General features: G+C 65.0%; 20 protein-coding genes and 1 rRNA gene. 9 read left to right on the top strand and 12 right to left on the bottom strand.

Annotation, left to right across the window (positions count from 1 at the left end; all coding sequences use genetic code 11):
* The 5 genes from CHB96_RS09765 to clpS all read right to left on the bottom strand — a co-directional run bounded on the left by CHB96_RS09765 (position 1) and on the right by clpS (position 3,588).
* A complete protein-coding gene (locus CHB96_RS09765; protein ID WP_176444228.1) occupies positions 1–759 on the bottom strand; it encodes a cyclic nucleotide-degrading phosphodiesterase in 759 nt (252 codons plus the stop codon).
* Between the two features lie 118 nt (positions 760–877).
* Positions 878–1,492 (bottom strand): rhomboid family intramembrane serine protease, encoded by a 615-nt coding sequence (locus tag CHB96_RS09760; RefSeq protein WP_089245569.1) that lies wholly within the window; start codon positions 1,490–1,492, stop codon positions 878–880.
* 56 nt (positions 1,493–1,548) lie between these two features.
* On the bottom strand, positions 1,549–2,610 hold the full coding sequence (locus CHB96_RS09755; RefSeq protein WP_089245567.1) for a P1 family peptidase: 1,062 nt from the start codon (positions 2,608–2,610) through the stop codon (positions 1,549–1,551).
* A 9-nt stretch (positions 2,611–2,619) separates the two neighbouring features.
* The gene (gene aosR, locus CHB96_RS09750; protein ID WP_089245565.1) at positions 2,620–3,183 is read right to left on the bottom strand and encodes an oxidative stress transcriptional regulator AosR; all 564 of its coding nucleotides are present in this window, start codon (positions 3,181–3,183) and stop codon (positions 2,620–2,622) included.
* A 54-nt stretch (positions 3,184–3,237) separates the two neighbouring features.
* Entirely contained in the window at positions 3,238–3,588 is a 351-nt protein-coding gene (clpS, locus tag CHB96_RS09745; protein WP_089245563.1) for an ATP-dependent Clp protease adapter ClpS, read from the bottom strand.
* Positions 3,589–3,655: 67 nt separating this feature from the next.
* Here clpS and CHB96_RS09740 point away from each other — a divergent pair, with 67 nt between their 5' ends.
* Positions 3,656–4,990 carry a nicotinate phosphoribosyltransferase gene (locus tag CHB96_RS09740; protein WP_371829001.1) on the top strand — a complete coding sequence of 445 codons (1,335 nt, stop codon included), beginning with the start codon at positions 3,656–3,658 and terminating at the stop codon, positions 4,988–4,990.
* A 29-nt stretch (positions 4,991–5,019) separates the two neighbouring features.
* Entirely contained in the window at positions 5,020–7,068 is a 2,049-nt protein-coding gene (locus tag CHB96_RS09735) for an ATP-dependent DNA helicase (RefSeq protein ID WP_089245559.1), read from the top strand.
* On the opposite strand, the gene glgP is transcribed toward CHB96_RS09735, so the two are convergent.
* The gene (glgP, locus tag CHB96_RS09730) at positions 7,065–9,647 is read right to left on the bottom strand and encodes an alpha-glucan family phosphorylase (protein ID WP_089245557.1); all 2,583 of its coding nucleotides are present in this window, start codon (positions 9,645–9,647) and stop codon (positions 7,065–7,067) included. The two genes, CHB96_RS09735 and glgP, sit on opposite strands and share 4 nt — an antisense overlap.
* Before the next feature lie 166 nt (positions 9,648–9,813).
* On the opposite strand from glgP, the gene CHB96_RS09725 reads away from it, so the two are divergent.
* Genes CHB96_RS09725 through CHB96_RS09715 form a run of 3 tightly spaced genes read left to right on the top strand, consistent with a single transcriptional unit; the run spans position 9,814 to position 15,489 of the window.
* Entirely contained in the window at positions 9,814–11,823 is a 2,010-nt protein-coding gene (locus CHB96_RS09725) for a maltotransferase domain-containing protein (RefSeq protein WP_089245555.1), read from the top strand.
* 12 nt (positions 11,824–11,835) lie between these two features.
* On the top strand, positions 11,836–14,031 hold the full coding sequence (gene glgB / locus CHB96_RS09720) for a 1,4-alpha-glucan branching protein GlgB (protein ID WP_089246119.1): 2,196 nt from the start codon (positions 11,836–11,838) through the stop codon (positions 14,029–14,031).
* A complete protein-coding gene (locus CHB96_RS09715; RefSeq protein WP_089245553.1) occupies positions 14,032–15,489 on the top strand; it encodes a metallopeptidase in 1,458 nt (485 codons plus the stop codon).
* 3 nt (positions 15,490–15,492) lie between these two features.
* On the opposite strand, the gene CHB96_RS09710 is transcribed toward CHB96_RS09715, so the two are convergent.
* Entirely contained in the window at positions 15,493–16,380 is an 888-nt protein-coding gene (locus CHB96_RS09710; protein WP_089246117.1) for a tetratricopeptide repeat protein, read from the bottom strand.
* Between the two features lie 105 nt (positions 16,381–16,485).
* Entirely contained in the window at positions 16,486–16,851 is a 366-nt protein-coding gene (locus CHB96_RS09705; protein ID WP_089245551.1) for a DUF3817 domain-containing protein, read from the bottom strand.
* 108 nt (positions 16,852–16,959) lie between these two features.
* Here CHB96_RS09705 and mce point away from each other — a divergent pair, with 108 nt between their 5' ends.
* Together mce and CHB96_RS09695 are read left to right on the top strand one after the other, a co-directional pair.
* Positions 16,960–17,439 carry a methylmalonyl-CoA epimerase gene (mce, locus tag CHB96_RS09700; RefSeq protein ID WP_089245549.1) on the top strand — a complete coding sequence of 160 codons (480 nt, stop codon included), beginning with the start codon at positions 16,960–16,962 and terminating at the stop codon, positions 17,437–17,439.
* Between the two features lie 45 nt (positions 17,440–17,484).
* Positions 17,485–18,432 carry a coiled-coil domain-containing protein gene (locus CHB96_RS09695; RefSeq protein ID WP_089245547.1) on the top strand — a complete coding sequence of 316 codons (948 nt, stop codon included), beginning with the start codon at positions 17,485–17,487 and terminating at the stop codon, positions 18,430–18,432.
* A gap of 18 nt (positions 18,433–18,450) precedes the next feature.
* On the opposite strand, the gene CHB96_RS30075 is transcribed toward CHB96_RS09695, so the two are convergent.
* Positions 18,451–18,777: an Rv1322 family protein gene (locus tag CHB96_RS30075; protein WP_089245545.1), complete on the bottom strand. Its 327-nt coding sequence runs from the start codon at positions 18,775–18,777 to the stop codon at positions 18,451–18,453.
* Between the two features lie 22 nt (positions 18,778–18,799).
* Positions 18,800–19,471: an endonuclease NucS gene (gene nucS, locus CHB96_RS09685; RefSeq protein ID WP_089245543.1), complete on the bottom strand. Its 672-nt coding sequence runs from the start codon at positions 19,469–19,471 to the stop codon at positions 18,800–18,802.
* A gap of 42 nt (positions 19,472–19,513) precedes the next feature.
* On the opposite strand from nucS, the gene CHB96_RS09680 reads away from it, so the two are divergent.
* A complete protein-coding gene (locus CHB96_RS09680; RefSeq protein WP_089245541.1) occupies positions 19,514–21,067 on the top strand; it encodes an adenylate/guanylate cyclase domain-containing protein in 1,554 nt (517 codons plus the stop codon).
* Between the two features lie 27 nt (positions 21,068–21,094).
* Here CHB96_RS09680 and CHB96_RS30070 read toward each other — a convergent pair whose 3' ends face one another.
* Positions 21,095–21,955, bottom strand: a complete 861-nt coding sequence (locus CHB96_RS30070; RefSeq protein ID WP_245865417.1) for a glycoside hydrolase family 19 protein — start codon at positions 21,953–21,955, stop codon at positions 21,095–21,097.
* Between the two features lie 684 nt (positions 21,956–22,639).
* On the opposite strand from CHB96_RS30070, the gene CHB96_RS09670 reads away from it, so the two are divergent.
* Positions 22,640–22,843: a hypothetical protein gene (locus CHB96_RS09670; RefSeq protein WP_089245539.1), complete on the top strand. Its 204-nt coding sequence runs from the start codon at positions 22,640–22,642 to the stop codon at positions 22,841–22,843.
* Positions 22,844–23,174: 331 nt separating this feature from the next.
* Here the strand turns inward: CHB96_RS09670 and rrf are convergent.
* Positions 23,175–23,251 (bottom strand): 5S ribosomal RNA (gene rrf / locus CHB96_RS30500); the annotation flags it as partial.

The raw sequence follows: 23,251 nt of genomic DNA, 5'->3' as shown, positions 1-23,251 counted from the left end.
TCAGACCGTGAAGACATCCCCCGGCAGGACTGCGTGGACCGGCCCGCTGAACTCGGCCTTCGCCTCCGCGATGACATCCTCGCGCGACGTCCACGGCGGAATGTGCGTCAACAGCAGTTCGCCGACGCCTGCCTCGCGGGCCAGTTGCCCGGCCTCGGTGCCCGAGAGATGCACTCCGACCGGACGATCCGCGGCGTGCGTCCACGACGCCTCCGACAACAACACGTCGGCACCGTGCGCGAGATCGCGTACCGCCTGGCACATCCCGGTGTCACCGGTGTAGGCGAGGATCTTGCCCTCGCCGGTCGTGATGCGCATGCCGTACGACTCCGGCGGGTGGTACACCTGCCGCGTGTGGACAGTGAGCTGCCCGTGCTGAATGGTGCGACCGTCGGCCCATCGACGGAGTTCCAGAGTGTCCGACATGTCGTCGATCTGACCGCCGCATTCGGCGGATGCGACCCCGAGACGGAACGCGGTGTCCTTCGGTCCGTAGACCACGGCGCGGCCCTCGGGTGGGTTGGGATGATAGCGACGCCACACCAACAGGCCCGGCACGTCGAGGCAATGATCTGCGTGCAGATGCGACAGGAAAACGCTGACGTCACCTGGATCTGCGTACCGCTGCAATGCTCCGAGGACGCCGGGGCCGAAGTCCAGAACCACCGGTGACGTTCCCGGCTCGTCGAGCAGATAGCCCGACGCCGGAGAGTCTGGTCCGGACACACTCCCGGAACATCCCAGGACGGTAATTCGCATGGTTGTCATGCTGCCACGACTTTGCTCGCCGTCGAAACGATCGGCGAGTTTTGCTCGTTGCTGCGCCGACCGTGTGTGCGTGGTCGATGCGGCGGCCGACGATGCGAACACGGGCGCGTCAGCGCACCTTTTGCCTGCGTACCTCACGTGCGTCGGCGGACAACGTCCAGGCCGCGACCACTCCGCCGATCGCGCCGAACAGATGTCCTTGCCAGGAGATGAAGGCATCAGTCGGTAGCACACCCCACAGAGCTCCGCCGTAGATGACGAAAACCACTACACCGATGGCGAGTTGACCCACGTTACGGGCGAAAATGCCGCGCGTGAGCAGATAGGTGATCCAGCCGAAGATGAGGATCGACGCACCGATGTGGTTGGTGCCCGCGCCCGCCGTCAACCACGTCCCGATGCCACCGAGGATCCAGATGATCCCGGTGGCCGTGAGCCCTCGGCCGATTCCGGACAGCAACACCAGAAAGCCGAGGATCAGGACGGGAATCGTGTTCGCGATCAGATGCGCCCAGTCGTCGTGCAACACCGGCGCGAACAGAATCCCCCAGAGCCCGTCGACGCTCCGCGGTGTGATGCCCGCATCCTCGACGCGACTTCCCGACGCGACGTCGATCAGCTCGATCACCCACAGCAGCACGACGAAGCCACCCATGAACATCGCGGCCTGCTGCCACACCGGGCGTTTCGGCGTCGGGGTGGGGAGATACGGGTTCGCGGTCATCGACGAGCCTTCCTCGAGGTGTCCGAATCCAGACTACCGATGTGCGCGGCGGCCGGTCAGGCCTCGAACGCCGACGGGAAGATCTGACGATACGTCGGGATTCCGGCGACGGTCGTCGCATCGAGCAGCGCCCGCACGATGGCACGTTCGACGACGTCGGCAGCGACGGCCGTGACCGCGTCGAGAACCGGCAGGTCCTGCATGAACGCCTTCGGCATCGAGGTCTCGGTGACGACGGACCTCGTCCCGGTGGACAGCGCGAAGATCGTGTCACCGTCGAGCGGCGAGTGGGCGGGCCTGATCGCGCGAGCAAGCCCGTCGTGCGCCGCGACCGCAACCCGTTTGCACGCCGACGCCGACAGATCCACATCGGTCGCGACGACGCCGATCGTCGTGTTGAGTGCGGTTCCTTTCGGCGCGAGTGCGTTCGCATTCCACAGTTCGTGTACGTCGGGTGTGCGCATGCCGAATGCCTGCGACCCCTGAGATCCGACGCCCCACGGGAGTCCTGTACGCGGATCGAACACCGACCCGACGGGGTTGGTCACGATCAGCGCGCCGACCGTGACGCCGTCTGCCGGCCCGCCGTCGATGACCGTACTGGCCGTTCCGACACCACCTTTGAGCACGCCTGCCCGCGCGCCGACGCCTGCGCCCACCGAGCCGGTCGCGAAATCGGCTGCCGCAGCGGCCGCAGCCCGATAGCCGAACTCCGCCGTCGGGCGAACGGTCCAGTCGCCCACCGGAAGATCGAAGATGACGGCGGCGGGAACGATGGGCACGACCTGATCGGGACTGCCCATCGCGATTCCGTGACCGTGCTCTTCGAGCCATCGCATGACGCCGTCGGCCGCGGCGAGACCGTACGCGCTGCCTCCCGTCAACAGTATCGAATTGACCTGCTGCACAGAATGACTCGGGTCGAGCAGATCGGTTTCCCGTGTGCCCGGCCCACCGCCTCGGACGTCGACAGCTGCCACTGCACCGCCCAGAGCCCGCACGACGGTACATCCGGTTGCCGCGCCGGAACCGAGCCGTGCGTCGGGATCGATCTGGTGGTGATGGCCGACGAGAAGACCAGCGACGTCGGTGAGTGAATCCTTCGGGCCTGCCCCCAAGAGGTGCTCCTACGGAGTGAGGACCTGCACCAGAGAATCCTGCATCCAGGTCAGCCAGTGGTACACGTCGAGGTGTGGAGCTCGTGGATCGTCCTCGTCGAGAACTTCCGGGGTGTCGGCGTCGATGCCCAGAGTCGTTCCGAGGGCCAATCGTACGTCGTTCAACCCCATCAGCCAGGCATCTGCTTGCTCGGGTGTCAGCGTGATCTTGCCGCCGTCGGAGGGCAGCGTCCGCAGAATGACGGTTCCCGCGGCGAGCTTCTCGTCGATGATCTCCGGCTCGTGCAGGCCTCGCAGTGCACCGTTGAGGTCCGCAGTGTCGGTGGAGCCGTCCTCACCGCGATGGAAGTCGGGGAGCAATCGCGCCAGCGCGGCGTCGTCGGGCGGGGTGTTGTGGCCGGTACGGAGACCGGTGAGCTGAGCGAGCTCGTCTGTCGGTGCGGCCTTCGCCCGTTCGCTCAGCAATCCGAGGACGGACTCGACGAGCGAACGCAACACCGTCACCTCACGCGCGTCCATCTCCGAACGAATCTTGAGTCCGCCGAGTGAGCTCTTTCTACTCCACGTGCGCACAGCTGTAACGACCCCGTCTCTCGTACGTCGAAGGAATCCGAGAAGGATTCGTCCTTACTTGTCCTGCTGCATCGTCGCCCAGAGGCCGGCCGCGTGAAGCCTGCGGACGTCGTTCTCCATCTTGTCCCGTTCGCCGCTCGAGACGACGGCCTTGCCCTCCGAATGCACCTGCATCATGAGCTCGGTTGCCTTGGCTTTGCTGTAGCCGAACAGCTTCTGGAATATGAAGGTGACGTAGTGCATCAAGTTGACCGGATCGTCCCAGACGATGGTCACCCAGGGCACGTCCTGTGCTTCGTCTCGCGCCACGGCTTCGGTCTCGGCGGGGACCGCCTGGGGTGAAGCGGCCAGCGTCGGCGAGGTGCCCACCCTGTCCACGGTCACGTGTGCCGTCGATGAAGCCATGAGAACAGGGTACGACGCAACGGTCGAACTCCACACCCTCACCCCCGCGCCTCGTAGTGTTGTGGATGTGTCTCACCCCTCGACGAGCGATTCCGACATAACGGGCACGGTGCGTAGTACCGCCCTGTTCACCGACCAGTACGAACTGACGATGCTGTCCGCGGCACTCGCCGACGGTTCGGCGGATACACCGTGCAGTTTCGAAGTCTTCGCGAGGCGGCTGCCCGGCGGTCGCCGCTACGGCGTCGTGGGCGGTACGGGACGCTTCCTCGACGCACTGGCCCGGTTCCGATTCGGCGAAGAGGAACTGGAGACGGTCTCGTCGTTCCTCGACCGCACCACCCTCGACTGGCTGTCGAACTACCGATTCACCGGCGACATCGACGGCTACCGCGAAGGCGATCTGTACTTCCCAGGCTCCCCTGTGCTGTCGGTGCGCGGAACGTTTGCCGAGTGCGTCGTCCTCGAAACTCTCGCACTGTCGATCCTCAACCACGACAGTGCGATCGTGTCCGCAGCCGCCCGGATGGTCAGCTCGGCCGCCGGTAGGCCGCTCATCGAAATGGGGTCACGTCGCACCCACGAGGAGGCGGCAGTCGCGTCGTCGAGGGCAGCGTATCTCGCCGGTTTCGCGGCGACGTCCAATCTCGAAGCCGTACGGCGACATGGCGTTCCGGGCGCGGGCACGTCGGCGCACGCGTTCACGTTGTTGCACACCGGTCCCGACGGCCCCGACGAGAAGGCCGCGTTCGCAGCTCAGATTCGCACGCTCGGCGTCGGAACGACCCTGTTGGTCGACACCTACGACATCACCCAGGGCGTCATCAACGCGATCGAGGTCGCCGGGCCCGAACTCGGCGGCGTCCGCATCGACTCCGGTGATCTCGGTGTTCTCACCCGTCAGGTCCGCCAGCAGCTCGACGACCTCGGTGCCACCCGGACCAAGATCGTCGTGTCCGGAGATCTCGACGAATACGCGATCGCCGCACTCCGGGCCGAGCCGGTGGACACCTACGGCGTCGGGACGTCTCTCGTCACGGGCTCGGGTGCGCCGACCGCGGGCATGGTCTACAAGCTGGTCGCCGTCGACGACCGACCGGTCGCCAAGCGCAGCAGCCACAAGGAGTCCCGCGGCGGCAGGAAGGCCGCGATCCGGACGACGCGTGACACCGGTACAGCCGTCGAGGAGATCGTGCATCCCCTCGGCAGTGCGCCGACCGTCGACCCCGGACTGACCGCGATCGAGCTCAGTGTCCCGCTCGTCCGTGGCGGTGAGCCGGTCCCCGACCGACCGACATTGAAGGAATCCCGCGAACTCCTCGCCGGGCGACTCGTTAGCCTCCCGTGGGAAGGATTGAAGTTGTCGCAGGGCGAACCGGCGCTGCCCACGCGGTTTCTGTGAGGCGGCTTCGCTGGCAGTAGTCTGCTCCGGTGCCGTCTTCGACCGAACTCCCCACCGTGCCCGCGTTGCTGAAGACTGCCGTGCACGCGCTCGGGGGCAAGGAGCGGACCAATCAGCTGACGATGGCGTCGGCGGTCGCACACTCGATCGACACAGGGCAGCACCTCGCGGTGCAGGCGGGCACCGGCACCGGTAAGTCGCTTGCGTACCTGGTGCCGAGTATCAGGCACGCCGTCGAGTCGGGTCGCACCGTCGTGGTGTCGACGGCCACGATCGCACTGCAACGTCAGCTCGTCGACCGCGACCTACCGCGTCTCGCGGATGCACTGAAGGACGCGATAGGCCGTCGACCGCGGTTCGCGATCCTCAAGGGCCGCAACAACTATCTCTGCATGAACAAGATCCACACCGGCGCCTCGGAGGAGGCACCGGAGGCAGAATTGTTCGACGCGTTCGCCGTGTCCCGGCTCGGGCGCGAGGTCGTCCGACTGACCGAGTGGTCGTCCGACACCGAGACCGGAGATCGCGACGACCTGACCCCCGGTGTCAGCGATCAGGCATGGCGGCAGGTCAGTGTCAGCGCGCGCGAGTGCCTCGGCAAATCGCGGTGCCCGGTCGGCGAGGACTGCTTCGCCGAGCGCGCCAAGACCGAGGCGTCGCAGGTCGACGTCGTCGTGACCAACCACGCACTGCTGGCCATCGACGCGATCACCGGCATTCAGATCCTGCCGGAGCACGACGTCGTCGTCATCGACGAGGCGCATGAACTCGTCGACCGTGTCACCGGAGTTGCCACGTCCGAGCTGTCCGCGTCGACCATCACGGCCGCGGCCCGACGCAGCACCAAGCTCATCGAAGAGGAGACCGTCGATGCGCTCGAGGGCGCGGCCGAGAACTGGGCCGCTGTTCTCGACGACATGCCTCCGGGACGCTGGGCTGCGCTTCCCGACGGCGTCGGTGCTGCTCTTGCATCGGTCCGCGACTCGGCGTGGGCCGTACGGACGGCGATCGGACCTGCGCGAGGCGGTCAGGCGAACATGGACCCGGAAGCCGCCGCTGCTCGCAACGCTGCGCTCGTCGCCGTCGACGAGGTCCACGACAGCGCGGTGCGGGTCCTGACCGCATTCGACGAGCCCGACCCGGCCAAGCGCAAGGACGTCGTCTGGCACGCGGTCGACGATTTCCGAGGGTCGGTCAAACGCACCGTGCGGATGGCGCCGTTGTCGGTCGGTGGGTTGTTGCGCAGTCGACTGTTCGCCGAGTCGACCGTCGTCCTCACCTCCGCGACTCTCACCGTCGGCGGATCGTTCGACGGTCTCGCCGTCAACTGGGGCCTGCCCGCCGAGAATGCCGGTCGCAGTGACACGACGACGGCAACCGGCAGCGAGGCACCGTCGGACACGGCGTCGATCCACTGGAATTCGCTCGACGTCGGATCGCCCTTCGATCACGCCAAGGCCGGCATTCTCTATGTGGCCAAGCACCTTTCACCGCCCGGACGCGACGGACTGTCGCCTCAGTACCTCGACGAGATCGAGCAACTCGTCACCGCGGCCGGTGGACGCACCCTTGGATTGTTCTCGTCGATGCGCGCCGCGAAGGCTGCCGCAGAGGAGATGCGTGAGCGCCTGGACACGCCGGTGCTGTGCCAGGGCGACGACTCCACCGGCGCACTCGTCAAGAAATTCGCGGACGACGAAGCCACGTCACTGTTCGGGACGTTGTCGCTGTGGCAGGGCGTCGACGTGCCGGGGCCATCGCTGAGCCTTGTCATCCTCGACCGTATTCCGTTCCCCCGGCCCGACGACCCTCTTCTCGTCGCGAGGCAGCAGGCGGTCCAATCCCGCGGCGGCAACGGCTTTCTGGCGGTCGCCGCCAACCACGCGGCCCTGTTGCTCGCACAGGGAGTCGGTCGGCTGCTACGTAGCGTCGACGACCGTGGCGTGGTCGCGATGCTGGACTCCCGAATCGTCACCGCGCGCTACGGCGGCTACCTCAGGGCATCGCTCCCGCCGTTCTGGGAGACGTCGGACCCCGAGGTGGTGCGCAAAGCGTTGGCTCGGCTGGCGGGGAACTAGGGCCGCGCCGACTCCACCAGGCCGAGTTCCGAGTCGCCGGACAACAATTCGTGATGCGGCAGCACTCGGACCGTGTATCCGACTGCGCCGCTCACCGGGAGTGCGGTGTCGGTCTCGAAGATCTCACCGGACGAATCGGACCCGGCGTGAGCCATGGGAACATAGCGGACGTCGGTGAGGTCGTCGTCGTCGGTGACCCGTCCGATGGCTGCCTGAACCACGACGTCCGTCGGGGCCAGCTCGCCGAGCCGAACATACGCTCGCAGACTGAGTTTCGCGCCGATCACCGGTGTGTCCGGCAGCCCCTCGCTGTCCACCTGCACGACCTCGACCGCATTCCACTCGGCCTCGACACGACGGCGGTAGGCCGCGACATCCTTCGCTCCCGCGTGACCGTCGGCGTCGACCGTGCGTGCCGCACGTGCAGCGGGACCGTAGTAACCGAGCGTGTAGTCCCGAACCATGCGCGACGCCAACACTTGTGGCCCGAGGTGTTCGAGGGTGTGACGCACCATCTCGATCCAGCGAGTGGGGATACCGTCGGTGCGATCGTAGAACTTCGGCAGTACCGACTGCTCGAGCAACTCGTACAGCGCGGAGGCTTCGAGGTCGTCGCGTCGGTTCTCGTCGGTGACGCCGTCGGCCGTCGGTATGGCCCAACCGTTTTCGCCGTCGTACATCTCGTCCCACCACCCGTCGCGGATGGACAGGTTGAGGCCACCGTTGAGCGCGGATTTCATGCCCGACGTGCCGCACGCCTCGAGTGGGCGCAGTGGATTGTTGAGCCAGACGTCGCAGCCCCAGTACAGGAACTTCGCCATGGACATGTCGTAGTCCGGGAGGAACACGATGCGGTGACGCACGTCGGCCTGATCGGCGAAGCGGACGATCTGCTGAATGAGAGCCTTGCCCCCGTCGTCGGCGGGGTGCGATTTTCCTGCGACGACCAACTGCACCGGTCGGTCGGGGTCGAGCAGCAGGCGACGCAAACGCTCGGGTTCGCGCAGCATCAGCGTCAGACGTTTGTAGGTGGGCACACGCCGAGCGAACCCGACGGTCAGGACGTTCGGGTCGAACACCCCTGCCGTCCAACTGATTTCGGCTTCGGTCGAGCCGCGTTCGAGCGAGGATCGGCGAACCCGACGACGGACCTCGTCGACCAACTGCGCACGCAGCTCGTTGCGCGTCTGCCACAACGTCGCCGACGACACGTCCTCCAACCGCTCCCAGCCGCGCGCTTCCTGCAGCGCCTGTTCTCCGACCGTCTGCTGTGCGAGCTCCAACCACTCCCGTGCCGCCCACGTCGGTGCGTGCACGCCATTGGTCACCGATCCGATCGGCACTTCCGCGACGTCGAATCCGCGCCACAGGTCGTTGAACATCTCGCGGCTGACGATGCCGTGCAGCTTCGACACACCGTTGGCGCGCTGGCCGAGCCGAAGCCCCATGTGCGCCATGTTGAAGACCGAGCGGTCCGGCTCTGCGCCGAGCGCGAGGATGCGATCCATCGGTAGCCCGGGCAGCAGAGCCGACTCGGCACTGCCGTCGTCGCTACCGAAGTAGTGACGGACGAGGTCGGCAGGAAACCGGTCGATTCCGGCGGGGACCGGCGTGTGCGTCGTGAAGACGGTGCCTGCTCGGACCGACGCGAGTGCCGCGTCGAAGTCGAGCCCCTGCCCGGTGACGAGTTCACGGATACGCTCGGCGCCGAGGAAGCCAGCGTGGCCCTCGTTCATGTGGAACACCTCGGGGTCTGGCAGTCCGTGCGCATGCGTGTAGGCACGAATCGCTCGAACGCCGCCGATGCCCGCGAGGATCTCCTGCTTGATGCGATGGTCCTGATCGCCGCCGTAGAGACGGTCGGTCACGCCCCGCAGTTCTGGGTCGTTGTCCGCGATGTCGGAGTCGAGCAGCAGGAGAGGAACACGCCCCACCTGCGCTATCCAGACTCGCGCGCGCAGCACACGACCACCGGGCATCGAGACGTGGATCAGCACCGGCGCGTCCGAGAAGTCGGTGAGTAGCCGCAGCGGCAACCCCTGTGGGTCGAGGGACGGATAGCGTTCGGCCTGCCACCCGTCGGCGGTCAACGACTGGCGAAAGTAGCCCGATCGATACAGCAGACCGACGCCGACGAGCGGAAGCCCGAGGTCGGAGGCCGCCTTCAGGTGGTCACCGGCAAGAATTCCGAGTCCGCCCGAATAGTTCGGCAGCACCTCACTGACGCCGAACTCCATCGAGAAATAACCGATTCCCGACGGCACGGACGCGTCCGAGTCCTGCAGCTTCTGGTACCAGAGAGGCCGCGTCAGGTAATCCTGCAGATCAGCTGCCAGGGCGCCCAACCGCTCGACGAACTCCGCGTCGGATGCGAGTTCTTCGAGCCGGGACGGAGCAACCGCACCGAGCAGACCGACCGGATCCCGGTCGAGTTCGGACCAGAGCACCGGATCGATGTCCTCGAACAACCGCTGCGTCGGCGGGTGCCATGACCAGCGAAGGTTTGTCGACAACTCGGCCAGGGCATTCAGGCGCTCGGGCAGGTGGGCTCGGACAGTGAACCGACGCAAAGCTTTCACGGGACGAACCCTACCCACCCGAAGCACACAGTGCATCGATCTTCTCCGACAACAGCGGAGGCGAGGTCACTGCACTACGGTTGTCATGGAGAGCACGCCGACCCACAGTTACTCCTTCAGCCGCATCGGATGCGACTGAAGTCTCTAGCCAAGAACGGAGCGTGAAGTGACAGGTCGACTCGGTATCGACAATGTCCTTCCAGACACGACTACCGGAAAGTACCCCGCGAAAGCGGTGGTAGGCGAGGCATTTCCGGTATCGGCGGACGTGTGGAGGGAAGGTCACGACGCAGTAGCGGCGACTCTCGCCGTGCGCGGGCCAGGTATCCGCACTCCCTTACGAATAACGATGACACCCGGACGTGAGCCGGATACGTTCGACGCCCTCTTCACGCCCACCGCGCCTGGGTACTGGATCTGCCGCATCGAGGCCTGGAGCGATCCGGTGGCCACGTGGCGGCACGCCGTCGAGGCGAAGCTCGGAGTCGGACAGAGCGCATCCGACCTCGCAAACGATCTGGAGACCGGCGCGCAGATCTTCGAACGCGCAGCGAAAGGCGTTCCGCGCGGGGACAGGTCCGTGTTGCACGAGGTCGCCGCGGCGTTGCGCGACACCGACCGTCAACTGCCCGCGCGCGTCGCACCAGCATTCGCGCCGGGTGTCGCCGAGTTGCTCCGCGAACATCCTCTGCGCGAGTTGATCACTCGTTCGAACGCGATCAACGTGTGGGTCGACCGCTCCCTGGCGCTGAACGGCGCCTGGTACGAGTTCTTCCCGCGTTCGACGGGCGGGTGGAACGACGACGGCTCGCCCCGTCACGGCACGTTCGCGACGTCCATCGAGCAGCTCCCCCGCATCGCTCGTATGGGCTTCGACATCGTCTATCTTCCACCGATTCACCCGATCGGCAGCGTTAATCGCAAGGGGCCGAACAACACTCTGACTCCGGGACCCGACGACGTCGGCTCGCCGTGGGCAATCGGCTCGAAGGACGGCGGGCACGACGCGATCCATCCGGAGCTGGGCTCCGAGTCCGACTTTCGTGCATTCGTCGACGCGGCACGCGCGCTGGATCTCGAGGTGGCGCTCGACCTCGCATTGCAAGCTGCACCCGATCATCCTTGGGCCGCCAAGCATCCCGAGTGGTTCACGGTTCTCCCGGACGGCACCATCGCCTACGCCGAGAATCCACCGAAGAAGTACCAGGACATCTATCCGGTCAATTTCGACAACGATCGGCGCGGCATCTACAACGAGGTGCTGCGCGTCGTCCGCCACTGGATCTCGTTGGGTGTGAAGGTCTTTCGCGTCGACAACCCGCACACCAAGCCACCGGACTTCTGGGAATGGCTGATCGCCGAGATCAAGAAGAGCGATCCCGACGTCCTCTTCCTCGCGGAGGCCTTCACGCGGCCGGCTCGCATGTACGGCTTGGCCATGCGCGGATTCACGCAGTCCTACACGTACTTCACCTGGCGTGTCGCGAAGTGGGAACTGACGGAGTTCGCCGAGGAGCACGCACGCCGCGCCGACGACGCCAGGCCCAACCTCTTCGTCAACACCCCGGACATTCTGCACGAGAGTCTCCAGCACGGTGGTCCCGGCATGTTCGCGTTGCGAGCGGCCTTGGCGGCGACGCTGTCTCCCACGTGGGGCGTGTACTCGGGTTACGAACTGTACGAGCACCAAGCCGTGCGACCCGGCAGCGAGGAATACCTCGATTCGGAGAAGTACCAGCTGCGTCCGCGTGACTTCGAGGGCGCACTGGCACGCGGTGAATCGTTGGAGCCGTGGCTCGCCGCACTGAACCGGATTCGCCGATCGCATCCCGCGCTACAACAGTTGCGCAACATACACTTTCACTCGGTGGACAACGATGCGCTCATCGCCTACTCGAAACTCGATCCATCCACGGGTGATTCGGTTCTCGTAGTCGTCAATCTGAACCCGTTCGGCCCCGAAGAAGGAACGATCTGGTTGGACATGCCGCAACTCGGTCACGACTGGCACGACACGATGACGGTCACCGACGAGGTCACTGGCCAGCAGTTCAACTGGGGGCAAACCAATTTCGTCAGATTGGAGCCGTGGAAGGCAGTGGCGCACATCTTGTCGCTTCCCCCTGTCCCCTACCCGGCACGGCTCGAACTGGCATACCGCGGCAACCGGAAGTGAGTGGGAACCGACATGACGGAACATCCGACAGGCGTCGACATCGCACCCCCGAGTACGGGTGACCTGGACCTGATAGCCCAAGGGCGACACTACGATCCACACTCGGTGCTCGGCGCCCACCCGGTGCCGGGCGGCACTGCGATCCGCGCGCTCAAGCCGAATGCCGAGTCCGTCGTCGCCCGCATCGGGGGCAAGGACCATCCGCTCACGCACGTCGCACACGGTGTCTTCAGCGTCCTCGTTCCGTACGAGGACCTGATGGACTACCGACTCGTCGTCACATGGCCCGGCGGTCACGAATCGGAGTCCGCTGACGGGTACCGCTTCCTTCCGACGCTGGGCGAGTTGGACCTTCACCTGTTCGGCGAAGGTCGCCACGAACGACTCTGGGACATTCTGGGCGCGCACCAGCAGAACTACACCACTCCCGACGGCGACGTCAGTGGCACGTCGTTCGCGGTGTGGGCACCCGCCGCGTCCGGCGTGACCGTCGTCGGAGATTTCGACGGGTGGAGCGGCCAGAGTTTCCCGATGCGCGCGCTCGGGTCCACCGGAGTATGGGAGCTGTTCGTTCCGGACATCGGGCCGGGCACTGTCTACAAGTACCGGGTCCACGGGTCCGACGGTGTTGTCCGGGACAAGGCCGACCCGATGGCGTTCGCCACCGAAATCCCGCCTGCGACAGCATCTGTCGTGACGGAGACGTCGTACGAGTGGGCCGACGACGACTGGCTGGAGGCGCGGGCGGCGATCGAGCCGACGCAGGCCCCGATGTCCGTGTACGAGGTGCACCTCGCGTCGTGGCGCACCGGCCTCGGATATCGGGAACTGGCCGAGCAATTGGCCGATTACGTGCTCGAGACCGGCTTCACGCACGTCGAGCTGCTGCCCGTCGCAGAGCACCCGTTCGGCGGATCGTGGGGTTACCAGGTCACGTCGTACTACGCGCCGACGTCGCGGTTCGGCAGCCCGGACGACTTCCGGTTCTTCGTCGACCACCTGCACGCCAAGGGCATCGGCGTCATCGTCGACTGGGTGCCTGCACACTTCCCCAAGGACGAATGGGCCCTCGCCCGGTTCGACGGCGGTCCCCTCTACGAGCACGGCGATCCCAAACGCGGTGAGCAACTCGACTGGGGCACACTCGTGTTCGACTTCGGTCGTCGCGAGGTCCGCAACTTCCTCGTCGCCAATGCACTGTTCTGGCTCGACGAGTTCCACATCGACGGACTCCGCGTCGACGCAGTGGCCTCGATGCTCTACCTGGACTACTCCCGCCCCGAAGGCGGGTGGACTCCGAACATCTACGGTGGCCGAGAGAACCTCGAGGCAGTCTCGTTCCTGCAGGAGATGAACGCGACGGTGCACAAGAAGTTCCAGGGCGTAGTGACCGTCGCGGAGGAGTCGACGGCATGGCCCGGCGTCACGCGTCCCACGAGCGTCGGCGGACTCGGCTTCAACATGAAATGGAACATGGGGTGGATGCACGACACCCTGGGCTTCCTGGGCCGCGACCCCATCCACCGAAGCTTCCACCACCACGAGATCACGTTCTCCTTGGTGTACGCGTGGAGCGAGAACTACGTCCTGCCGATCAGCCACGACGAAGTCGTCCACGGCAAGGGCACACTGTGGACCCGAATGCCCGGCGACGACTACGCCAAGGCCGCCGGTATGCGCGGGTTGCTCGCGTACATGTGGGCCCACCCCGGCAAGCAGTTGCTGTTCATGGGCCAGGAGTTCGGCCAGACACGCGAGTGGTCGGAGGAACGCGGCCTCGACTGGCATCAACTGGACGAGGGCGACCTGCACCGGGGCGTCCTGTCCTTGGTCAGCGACCTCAACGCCGTCTACCGCGAGCATCCAGCGCTGTGGACTCTCGACACATCTCCCAGCGGTTACTCGTGGATAGACGCGAACGACACCGAGAACAACGTTCTCAGCTTCCTGAGGTACGGATCGGACGGGTCCGTCGTCGCGTGTATCTTCAACTTCTCGGGTGTCACACGCGGCGACTATCGTGTCGGATTACCCGAGCCCGGTCGTTGGATCGAGATCTTGAACACCGATGCATCCTCGTACGGCGGTTCGGGTGTGGGCAATCTCGGAGAGGTAACGGCTACATCGCACTCATGGCACGGCCGACCGTCGTCTGCACAGGTCGCGCTTCCCGCCAACGGAGCGATCTGGATCAAACTGGAGCGTTAGATGAGTGGCGGTCGTACCCGACACACACTGTGGGCGACCGCCCTGATGGCACTCGCACTGCTGACCGGGTGCAGTCAATCGGTCGACGGCCGTGCGGTGTCCATCTACGAGAACCCGTTCACCGTCGCCGGGCTACCGGTCACCGACGGACCGAGCGGGCCTCGTCCGGGAGTGCCCAACTCGTCACTCGACGTTCGGGGCTCGGAGGGCACCGACTCGGACATCATCGCGACCAACGCGATCGACGACATTCAGCGGTACTGGACCGACACCTACCCCGAACTGTTCCAAGGCCAGAAATTTCAGCCGGTGTCGGAGCTGATCTCGTGGGATGCGAGCGAGGACGAGGGTGAGGGACCCCGGTTCTGCGGCACTCGCACCGGTGGAGTCCCCAACGCCGCGTACTGCTCACGTGATCGCACCATCGGCTGGGATCGGACCATACTGCTGCCTGCGCTGATCGATGCGTTCGGCCCCATGTCGGTCGTCATGGTCATCGCGCACGAGTACGGCCACGCAATTCAGTATCAGTCGGCATTGGTCGGCGACGACACCCCGACCATCGTCGCGGAACAGCAGGCCGACTGCTTCGCCGGCGCGTTCATCCGGCACGTCGCCGAAGGCGATGCGCCGCACTTCACGATCAACACGTCCGACGGCCTCAACGGAGTCCTTGCTGCAACAGTCGCCGTGCGTGACGTCGACCCGAACGATCCGGATTCGGTACACGGGTCGGCGTTCGAACGCGTCACCGCAGTCCAGATCGGATTCACCGACGGGGCCGCAGCCTGTACCGCGATCGATGAAGCGGAGATCGACGCACGGCGAGCCGATCTACCTCAGAAGTTCAGCAGTACCGACGACGACGGCGAGTTGCCCGTCACCGTCGAGGCTCTCGAAGCCTTCGTCCGATCGTTCGAAAGCCTTCTCGCCCTGCAGAATCCACCGACGGTCACCTACGACGGCACCGACACCGGCTGCCCTGAAGGCACGTCGACCGAACCGGTGTCGTACTGCGCGTCGACCAACACGATCGGTGTCGACGTCGACGCACTTGCCGAGCTCGGTACAGCGGAACGGCCGCGACGCGGCGACGTCATTCCGCTCAATGTCTCCGGCGACTACAGCGCCTACGTGTTGTTCGCATCCCGCTACACCCTTGCGGTGCAGAAGGAAGCCGGTCAGCCCTTGGACAATCCGCAGACAGCGCTGAGGTCGGCGTGCCTGTCCGGCGTCATCACCGCAGGCCTGAGCGCGGAGAATCTCGACGCGTCATCGAACCTCGAAGTGTGGCTGTCGCCCGGCGACCTCGACGAAGCCGTATCTGGCCTGCTCAGCGACGGTCTGACCGCCAGCGACATCAACGGGGTGACGCTTCCCAGCGGTTTCTCCCGAGTCGACGCATTTCGCTCGGGAGTCCTCGGCGGACGCGACGCGTGCAACGTTCGCTACCGCTGAGCGTCAGTACAGCGCGGCGGCCAGCTTACGACGCGACGACACGACGACGGGGTCACCGGCGTCGAACAGCTCGAAGAGTTCGAGGAGGCGTGTCCGCAACTGGGTTCGGTCGTCACCTGCTGTGCGCTTGACTCCAGCGATGAGGCGATCGAACGCGGCTTCGGGCTTCTGCTCCGACAATTCGACGTCTGCGGCCGCGATCTGCGCGTCGACATCCGACGGATTGGCATCGGCCCGCTCGACTGCATCGGCGTCGACGTTCTGGACGCGTGCCAGGAACTTCACCTGACGCAACGCTGCTTGGGCCTCGGTGTTGGTCGGTTCGGCGTCGATGATGGCTTGGTAGGCGGCGACGGCCTTGTCGAAATCGCCGTCGTCGAGCGCTTCTTCGGCGGCGACGAAACGGGGATCCTCGACCTCCGGCTCCTCCTCCGGCAGGTCCGCCCCGGGAGGCCCGCTGAGCTTGCCTGCAGTTGCCTGCTCTATCGCTTCGAGCCACTTACGGAGCTGGTCCTCGGGCTGTGAACCCTGGAAATCGGCGAGTGGCTGCCCTCCTGCCACTGCGACGACCGTCGGGATTGCCTGGACGCCGAACGCCTGCGCGATCTGCGGGTTGCTGTCGACGTCGACACGGGCATGCACCCAGGTGCCGCCGGCTTCGACGGCCAACTGCCCGAGCTGACGCGTCAGGGCCACCGATTGCGGCGAGCGCGAGGACCCGAGATCGACGATGACGGGTACCTGAGACGAGCGCTGCAGCACTTCTGCCTCGAATGTCGCGGCCGTGACATCGACGATCGGTGCGAGGCCACTTCCGCTGTCGCCGTTGTCCGGCGCGGGCGGCGGGGCGGGACGATCTTTCAGTCCGGAGAGATCGACTGCGCCTGCAATGGAGGCCGGAACGGCTGCAGGCGGACGGGCTGACGAGCGGGAACCGGGTCGAGTCACGCCTTATAGTTTGTCACTAACCCGGTTCTCTCACTACCGACAGGTCGCCTACGCGACTCCGGGGCCCTTCGCGAGCGACGGCTGCGACGTGCTCAGTTCCGCAAGCTTGCCGCCTCGAGCCGCCCACACCTCGAACACGACGGTGCCGAACGGCGGGATGCTGGCGACCAGCGCGAGCAGCGTCGTGACGACGTTCCACTTCAGCTTGACTGCGGTGACGATCGCGATCAACAGATACAGAACGAATACCGCGCCGTGGATCGGTCCGAAGATCTTGACACCGATCTCGTTGCCGTCTGCGGGAATGTACTTGAAGGCCATCCCGATCAGCAGTCCCAACCAGGTGAGCGCCTCGAGAACTGCGACAAATCGGAAACGCTTGGCCGTCGTGCTCAGGTCGAAGAAGTTCAACATGAGTGACCATTGTGCCCGAGATCTACGACGCGTTGTAGTGGCTCTGGTCTCACCTCGCCTGGCGGCCCCGACGCGCGGTGAGATACAGGTGACGCTAACGTCGACTGTATGACCTCTACCACGCCTGCTACTGCTGGACCCTCGTTGCGGTCCGACCTCGTCACCGCCATCGATCACGTCGGAATCGCGGTACCCGACCTGGACGTGGCCATCGCCTGGTATTCCGAGCATCTCGGTATGGTGTCGACGCACGAAGAGGTCAACGAAGAACAGGGTGTGCGCGAGGCCATGCTGTCGTTCCCCGGCGCTTCCTCCGATTCTGCAGCGCTGCAGTTGCTCGCTCCGTTGAACGGAGATTCGACGATCGCCAAGTTCATCGACCGCAACGGACCGGGTCTGCAACAGCTCGCCTACCGCGTGAGTGACATCGAGGAAATCTCCGACGAACTGCGCTCCCGCGGCGTACGACTGCTGTACGACGCGCCCCGACGCGGCACCGCCGACTCGCGCATCAACTTCGTTCATCCGAAAGATGCAGGTGGGGTGCTCGTCGAACTCGTCGAACCGGCCAAGAATCCGATTCACTGATTAGTCATATGGCTCTCGAACCTACGCACCGGTAAATTGACCGCCATGGCCAACGAGCAAGAGCGCACTGGGGTGCAACTTCCCTTTTCCGTCGTCCGAAAAGGATTCGACCGTGACGAGGTCACGAACTACTTCGAGCGGTTCGATGCCGAGCTCAGGCTGACCACCGCGGATCGTGACGCGGCGGCTTCGCAAGCTCGCGACCTCGCGAAGCAACTCGACGATGCACGGGACGAGATCGACGAGCTCCGTAAGGACATCGACCGACTCTCGGTGCCGCCGACCACCGCGGAGGGAATGAGCGACCGCATCTCGCGCATGCTGCGTCTGGCATCGGACGAGGCATCCGAGGTTCGCGCCAAGGCACACGCCGAGGCCGAGGAGATGGTGTCGGTCGCGGAGCAGGAGAGCGCTCGGCTGCGCGGTCGTCACGAGTCGCTGGTCGTCGAACTGGAAGATCGTCGGTCCGCGCTGGAGACCGAACACGAGCAGACCATGGCTCAGGCCCGTACCGAGGCTGCCCGGATCGTCGAGGCCGCACAGGCCGAGCGCGATCAACTCGCTGCCGAGTCCGAGGCCAAGCGCTCGAAGGTCCAGGAGGATTTCGAGATCACGATGGCCGAGCGTCGGACCAAGATCCTTGCGGCGCTCGAGGATCTCGAAGCGTCGAGCAAAGCCGACGCGGCCCACCGCATCGAGGAGGCGACGACCGAGTCCACGCGTCGTCTGCAAGCTGCGACCGACCAGGCCGAGCGCCGGATCGCACATTCGAAGGAACTGGCCGAGGAGCTGCGCGTGCTGCGTAGCCGCGTCCTCGCTCAGCTTCTGGGTATCCGAGGCCAGCTCGATTCGGTGCCTGCGATGCTCGCGTCGGTCAACCGCGAAAGTGAACTGCTCGACGCACCCGAGTCCAACTCTGCTGCGGGCAAAGAAGATTCGTCGACGGAAGACACTGTCGTTCTCGACAAGGAGAAGGCCGACGCCTCGTCGTGACCCCTGCTGGGCGCTGGTCTAGGACCAGCGCCTGGTGAGTCCGCGAGTGCCGCGCCCCGACCAGCACCCCGTGTGCCAGTGGCGACGGTTCTCCGGGCCACCGAGGTCTGCGGTGGGCCAGGCGACGATGTGAGACACCCCGGGGCGAACTTCATGGTCACAACCTGGGCACCGATACGTTTTGGTGGCGCGGTTGCCCGGTACCGTGCGCGTCGTGAATTCCTCGTCCGACCATCCTGCAGGGCCACTCTCGACGCGAGCGCCACCCATCATCGAATCGGGCGCCGAGTCTCGCGAACCGGCATTTTTCCGGTTCGACTTGCGATCATGGTTCCGGCGAGGCACGTATCGAGTGTAGGAGAGAAGTTCAGAACAGCCGAAACTCGGTGCTGTCGGTGCCGCGCAGAACGTCGTAGTCGAGCGTCAGGCACCTGATCCCGCGGTCGGTTGCGAGAGTCTTCGCTTGCGGCTTGATCACCTGAGCAGCAAACACTCCACTGACCGGCGCGAGCACTGGGTCGCGATTGAGCAATTCCAGGTACCGAGTGAGTTGTTCGACGCCGTCGATCTCGCCCCGCCTCTTGATCTCCACGGCGACGGTGGCCCCGTCGGCATTGCGGCACAGCAGATCGACCGGGCCGATGGCGGTCATGTACTCACGCCGCACGAGTGTGTAGCCCTCGCCGAGGGTCTCGACGTGCTCCGCCAACAGTTCCTGCAGGTGCGCCTCGACGCCATCTTTGACGAGGCCGGGATCGATCCCGAGTTCGTGGCTGGAATCCAGTTCGACGTCATCGATCGTGATGCGTAGTTCCTCGCCCGCCTTGTTCGTGACGACCCACGTCATGGTCCCGTCCTCGGCCGTCTCCGACATCCAGCACGGTGGACTCATCCAGTTCAGCGGCTTGTACGCACGATCGTCGGCGTGAACACTGACGGAGCCGTCGGACTTGACCAGAAGAAGTCTACGAGCAGGGGGAAGATGAGCCGTGAGGCGGCCGACGTAGTCCACTTGGCAACGAGCAATTACGAGACGCACTCGCCCACCCTAAGCCAGAGTGCCCGCTACTCTAGGACAACCATGCCGCAACCGAGTAGATCCGTCGCGCCACTAGGATCGCGCCTCCTCGGCGACACATCCGAGTCCCCTCGCCGTCGCCGCGTCCGAGTCCAATTGCTTCTGACGACGTTTCTGCTCGGCGCAAATCTCATCGGAGCGGTGATCGTCGGGGTGCTCGTGTCCGTCGTCGTGCCAGGACCGGATGTCCTTCGGCTGGACCGGTATTGGTGGGTCAACTTCATCGTGATTCCGGTGTACGTGGCGTGCGCCTTCGCCGTCGGTGTCCTGTGGGGTACGACGCGTGCACTGCGAGCACTCCGCTGGGCCATCGAGGATCGCACACCCACACGTCAGGAACAGGTCACGACGCTGTCCATGCCGTGGCAGCTGACCCAAGTTCAGATCGTGCTGTGGACGTGCGGTCTGGCGCTCATCACGACGATCGACGGCATCATCGACCCGCAGTCCATTCCGAAGGTCGCATTCACGATCGGCGCGGGCGGCACGGTTGTCTGTGCTTTCAGTTATCTACTGAGCGAGTTCGCCTTGAGACCTGCTGCAGCTCGCGCACTCGAGGCGGGCGATCCCCGACGCATCCGCATCGCCGGCGTGATGGGACGGTCCATTCTGTCGTGGATCCTCGGTACCGGCGTCCCGGTATCCGGACTCATGATCATCGCCATCTTCAGCTTCATCAGACCCTATGCGTCCGACGCGACGCAGATGGCCGTTGCAATCCTGGCCCTCGGTGGCATCACGCTTATTTTCGGGCTGCTGCTGACTCTGCTCGGCGGCTTCGCGACGACGGCCCCCATCAACAACGTTCGATCCGGCATGGCCGAGGTCGAGCGAGGAAACCTCGACGTCCAACTCGCCGTGTACGACGGCACGGAGCTCGGCGAACTTCAGAGCGGTTTCAACAGGATGGCCGAAGGCGTCCGTGATCGCGAGAAGATCCGCGACCTGTTCGGTCGCCATGTAGGTCAGGAAGTCGCCGAGGCGGCCCTCACCAAGAACCCCGAACTGGGCGGCGAGGAGCGCGACATCGCAGTCTTCTTCATCGACCTGGTCGGGTCCACCGAGCTCGCTGCGTCACGACCTCCCACCGAGGTCGTCGAACTGCTCAACCGATTCTTCGACGTCGTGGTGGACGAGGTAGACGAGCACGGCGGCTTCATCAACAAATTCGAGGGCGACGCGGCTCTCGCGATCTTCGGTGCTCCCGGCGACATCGACGACCACTGCGGCTCGGCACTGGCAGCGGCCCGCCGGATCAGCACCCGACTCGTCGACGAAGTGCCGGAGTGCAGCGCAGCAGTGGGTGTCGCGTCGGGACGTGCAGTCGCGGGCAATGTCGGAGCCAAGTCCCGGTTCGAGTACACGGTCATCGGCGATCCGGTCAACGAAGCGGCACGCTTGTCCGAGCTCGCCAAGAACTCCCCCGGCGCGATACTCGCGTCGAAGACAACGGTCGACGGCGCATCTGCAGCGGAGGCAGAGCGATGGAAGTTCGGCGACACCGTCGCGCTGCGCGGCCGATCGGCCGAAACCGTACTGGCCAGCCCGACGTCCTGACGGCTCTGCGCGGTCACAGCTGCAGCGTCACAACCGGGTGAAGGCGTCGAGACCGCGCTGGAAGGCAGCAAGACGCTCCGCGAGTCCGTGGTGTCCGCCGTTGACGAGCTCGGATACTTTGATGATTCCGGAGATGTCAGCCGCCTGGTTGAGGTGGCGCGACGTCCAGTACCAGACCGCGGTGGTGAAGGCGTACTCCGGCGATGAGACCAGCTCAGGGTTCGAGACGAAGTCGACGCCAGTGGCTTGGCTCATGCTCTCGTAGTTGTGTCGGCCGGTCACCTGGATGGCCCCGCGCCCCTTGTAGCGCTGCCCGTCGCCAGGCTGGGTGTTGCCCAGGTCGGAACGTCCTTCGTAGGCGCGGCCCGACGCATACTCCTCGAACGTGCGGAATCCGTCGGACTCGACCAGCAACTGCGCGATGAAGGCGGCCTTCCGGATCGGGTTGTCGATTCCACCGCTGACCATGGCAGCGTTCAGCGGGGCGACGTAGGTGGCGAGCTTGTCCGCCGGAACCTGCGGCACGATCGCTGCAAGTTGCGCAGCCGTGATGAAGGTCGGGGGCGGCGGCGGGACCGCGGCTGCTGCCTGCACCTCGGCAGCACCGTCGTCGGTCGATACCGTCTGAGCCGTGACGTCCTCAGTTTGCGACGGCTGGGCCTCCTCAGGCTGCTGCACCGGGTCGCTGGCGTTCGCCGCCGCAGGCACTTCCTGCCGCACTGAGCCGGCAGGGAACCCCTTCGCGGCAGTTTCGGTGATTGCCGACGCCGAGACAACGGGGACGGTGACGGCGTGGTCGGCGTGGGTAACGCCGACGACGCTCGTGGCGAGGACGCTGGTCGTCGCAGCGGCGAAACCGATCCGACGTGCATATGTTGAAACGTGCAAGGTCTTGCTCCAAAATTGCAGCCGAGGTCATCGGCCTTCTGTAACTGAGAAGCGGGTGCGGTCGGGGAAGCTCATGTTCCCGCTATGGTCACCAACGCGTCGCAAATGGGTCACAACCAGGTAACGGTGCAGGTCGAGAAGTTTCAAGGAATAGTGACCGAGAACACATTGACTTACTTCCAGTGATGCGCTGTCCAGTAACGGCCGGGCAAACCCCGCCGACGCCATCAGCGGCGAGGGGACACCAAGATCGACTCAGCGCACCGGGATTCCCACCGTAGAGATCCTGAATTCCCTGGTCGCGTGTCAGATGATATGCAGCACAGCGCTATTCGACGACGGTAGACAGCGGCGTTGCCGACACGCGAACGCCCTCGATCCCCGCGGACCGACTCCGCGACCAGGGTCGAGCGACAAATCTGCGGCTCCAATTTCGACGAATTTTCCTCAGAGGAAATCCAGAGTTCAGGTAGGCAAGATGTCATAGATCACAGTTTGAAAACGCCGAAACCTGGGTGACGCTCCGACGGATAACGCCGTCGTTGCGTCGATATCGCGGGCATCGGGTACGAATTCTTCGCCTCCGTCACGACGCCCCCTGATCGCTTGAATGGTCCTTTCATACGATCTGATGGTGTGGACGGCACTTTCACGCGGTCGCGCCGCGGGGCCCCGATCGCGTGAATGGTTCTTTCATACGATCTGACAGCGTGGACGGGCCATCCAAGCGGTCGTGCCGTCGTACCTGGATCGCGTGAATGGTTCTTTCATACGATCTGTCAGCGTGGACGGCACTTTCACGCGGTCACGGTGGGTGCCGGTGTCGCCGATCGTGCCGGAGTCGCCGACGGTGCGGATGCGGATCGGTTGCCGACCGGGATCGCGTGAATGGTCCTTTCATACGATCTGTCAGCGTGGAGGGCACTTTCAAGCGGTCACGACGTCGGCCCGGTCCGGGTGCCGTCGTACCTGGATCGCGTGAATGCTCCTTTCATACGGTCTGTCAGCGTGGACGGCACTTTCACGCGGTCACGACGTCGGCCCGGTCCGGGTGACGTCGTACCTGGATCGCGTGAATGGTCCTTTCATACGATCTGATGGTGTGGACGGGCCATTCACGCGGGTTCCGGGGTGTGGTGTGGTTGCGGCGGGAGTCTGGGATGGCGTGGAATGCAGAACACCCCCGAACCGTGTGGTTCGAGGGTGTTCTGGAATGTGTGTTCGGCGGTGTCCTACTCTCCCACACCCTGTCGGGTGCAGTACCATCGGCGCTGGAGGGCTTAGCTTCCGGGTTCG

The organism is Rhodococcoides kyotonense, assembly GCF_900188125.1.
GTDB classification, from domain to species: domain Bacteria; phylum Actinomycetota; class Actinomycetes; order Mycobacteriales; family Mycobacteriaceae; genus Rhodococcoides; species Rhodococcoides kyotonense.
This window is presented reverse-complemented; position numbering and strand designations above follow the sequence as displayed.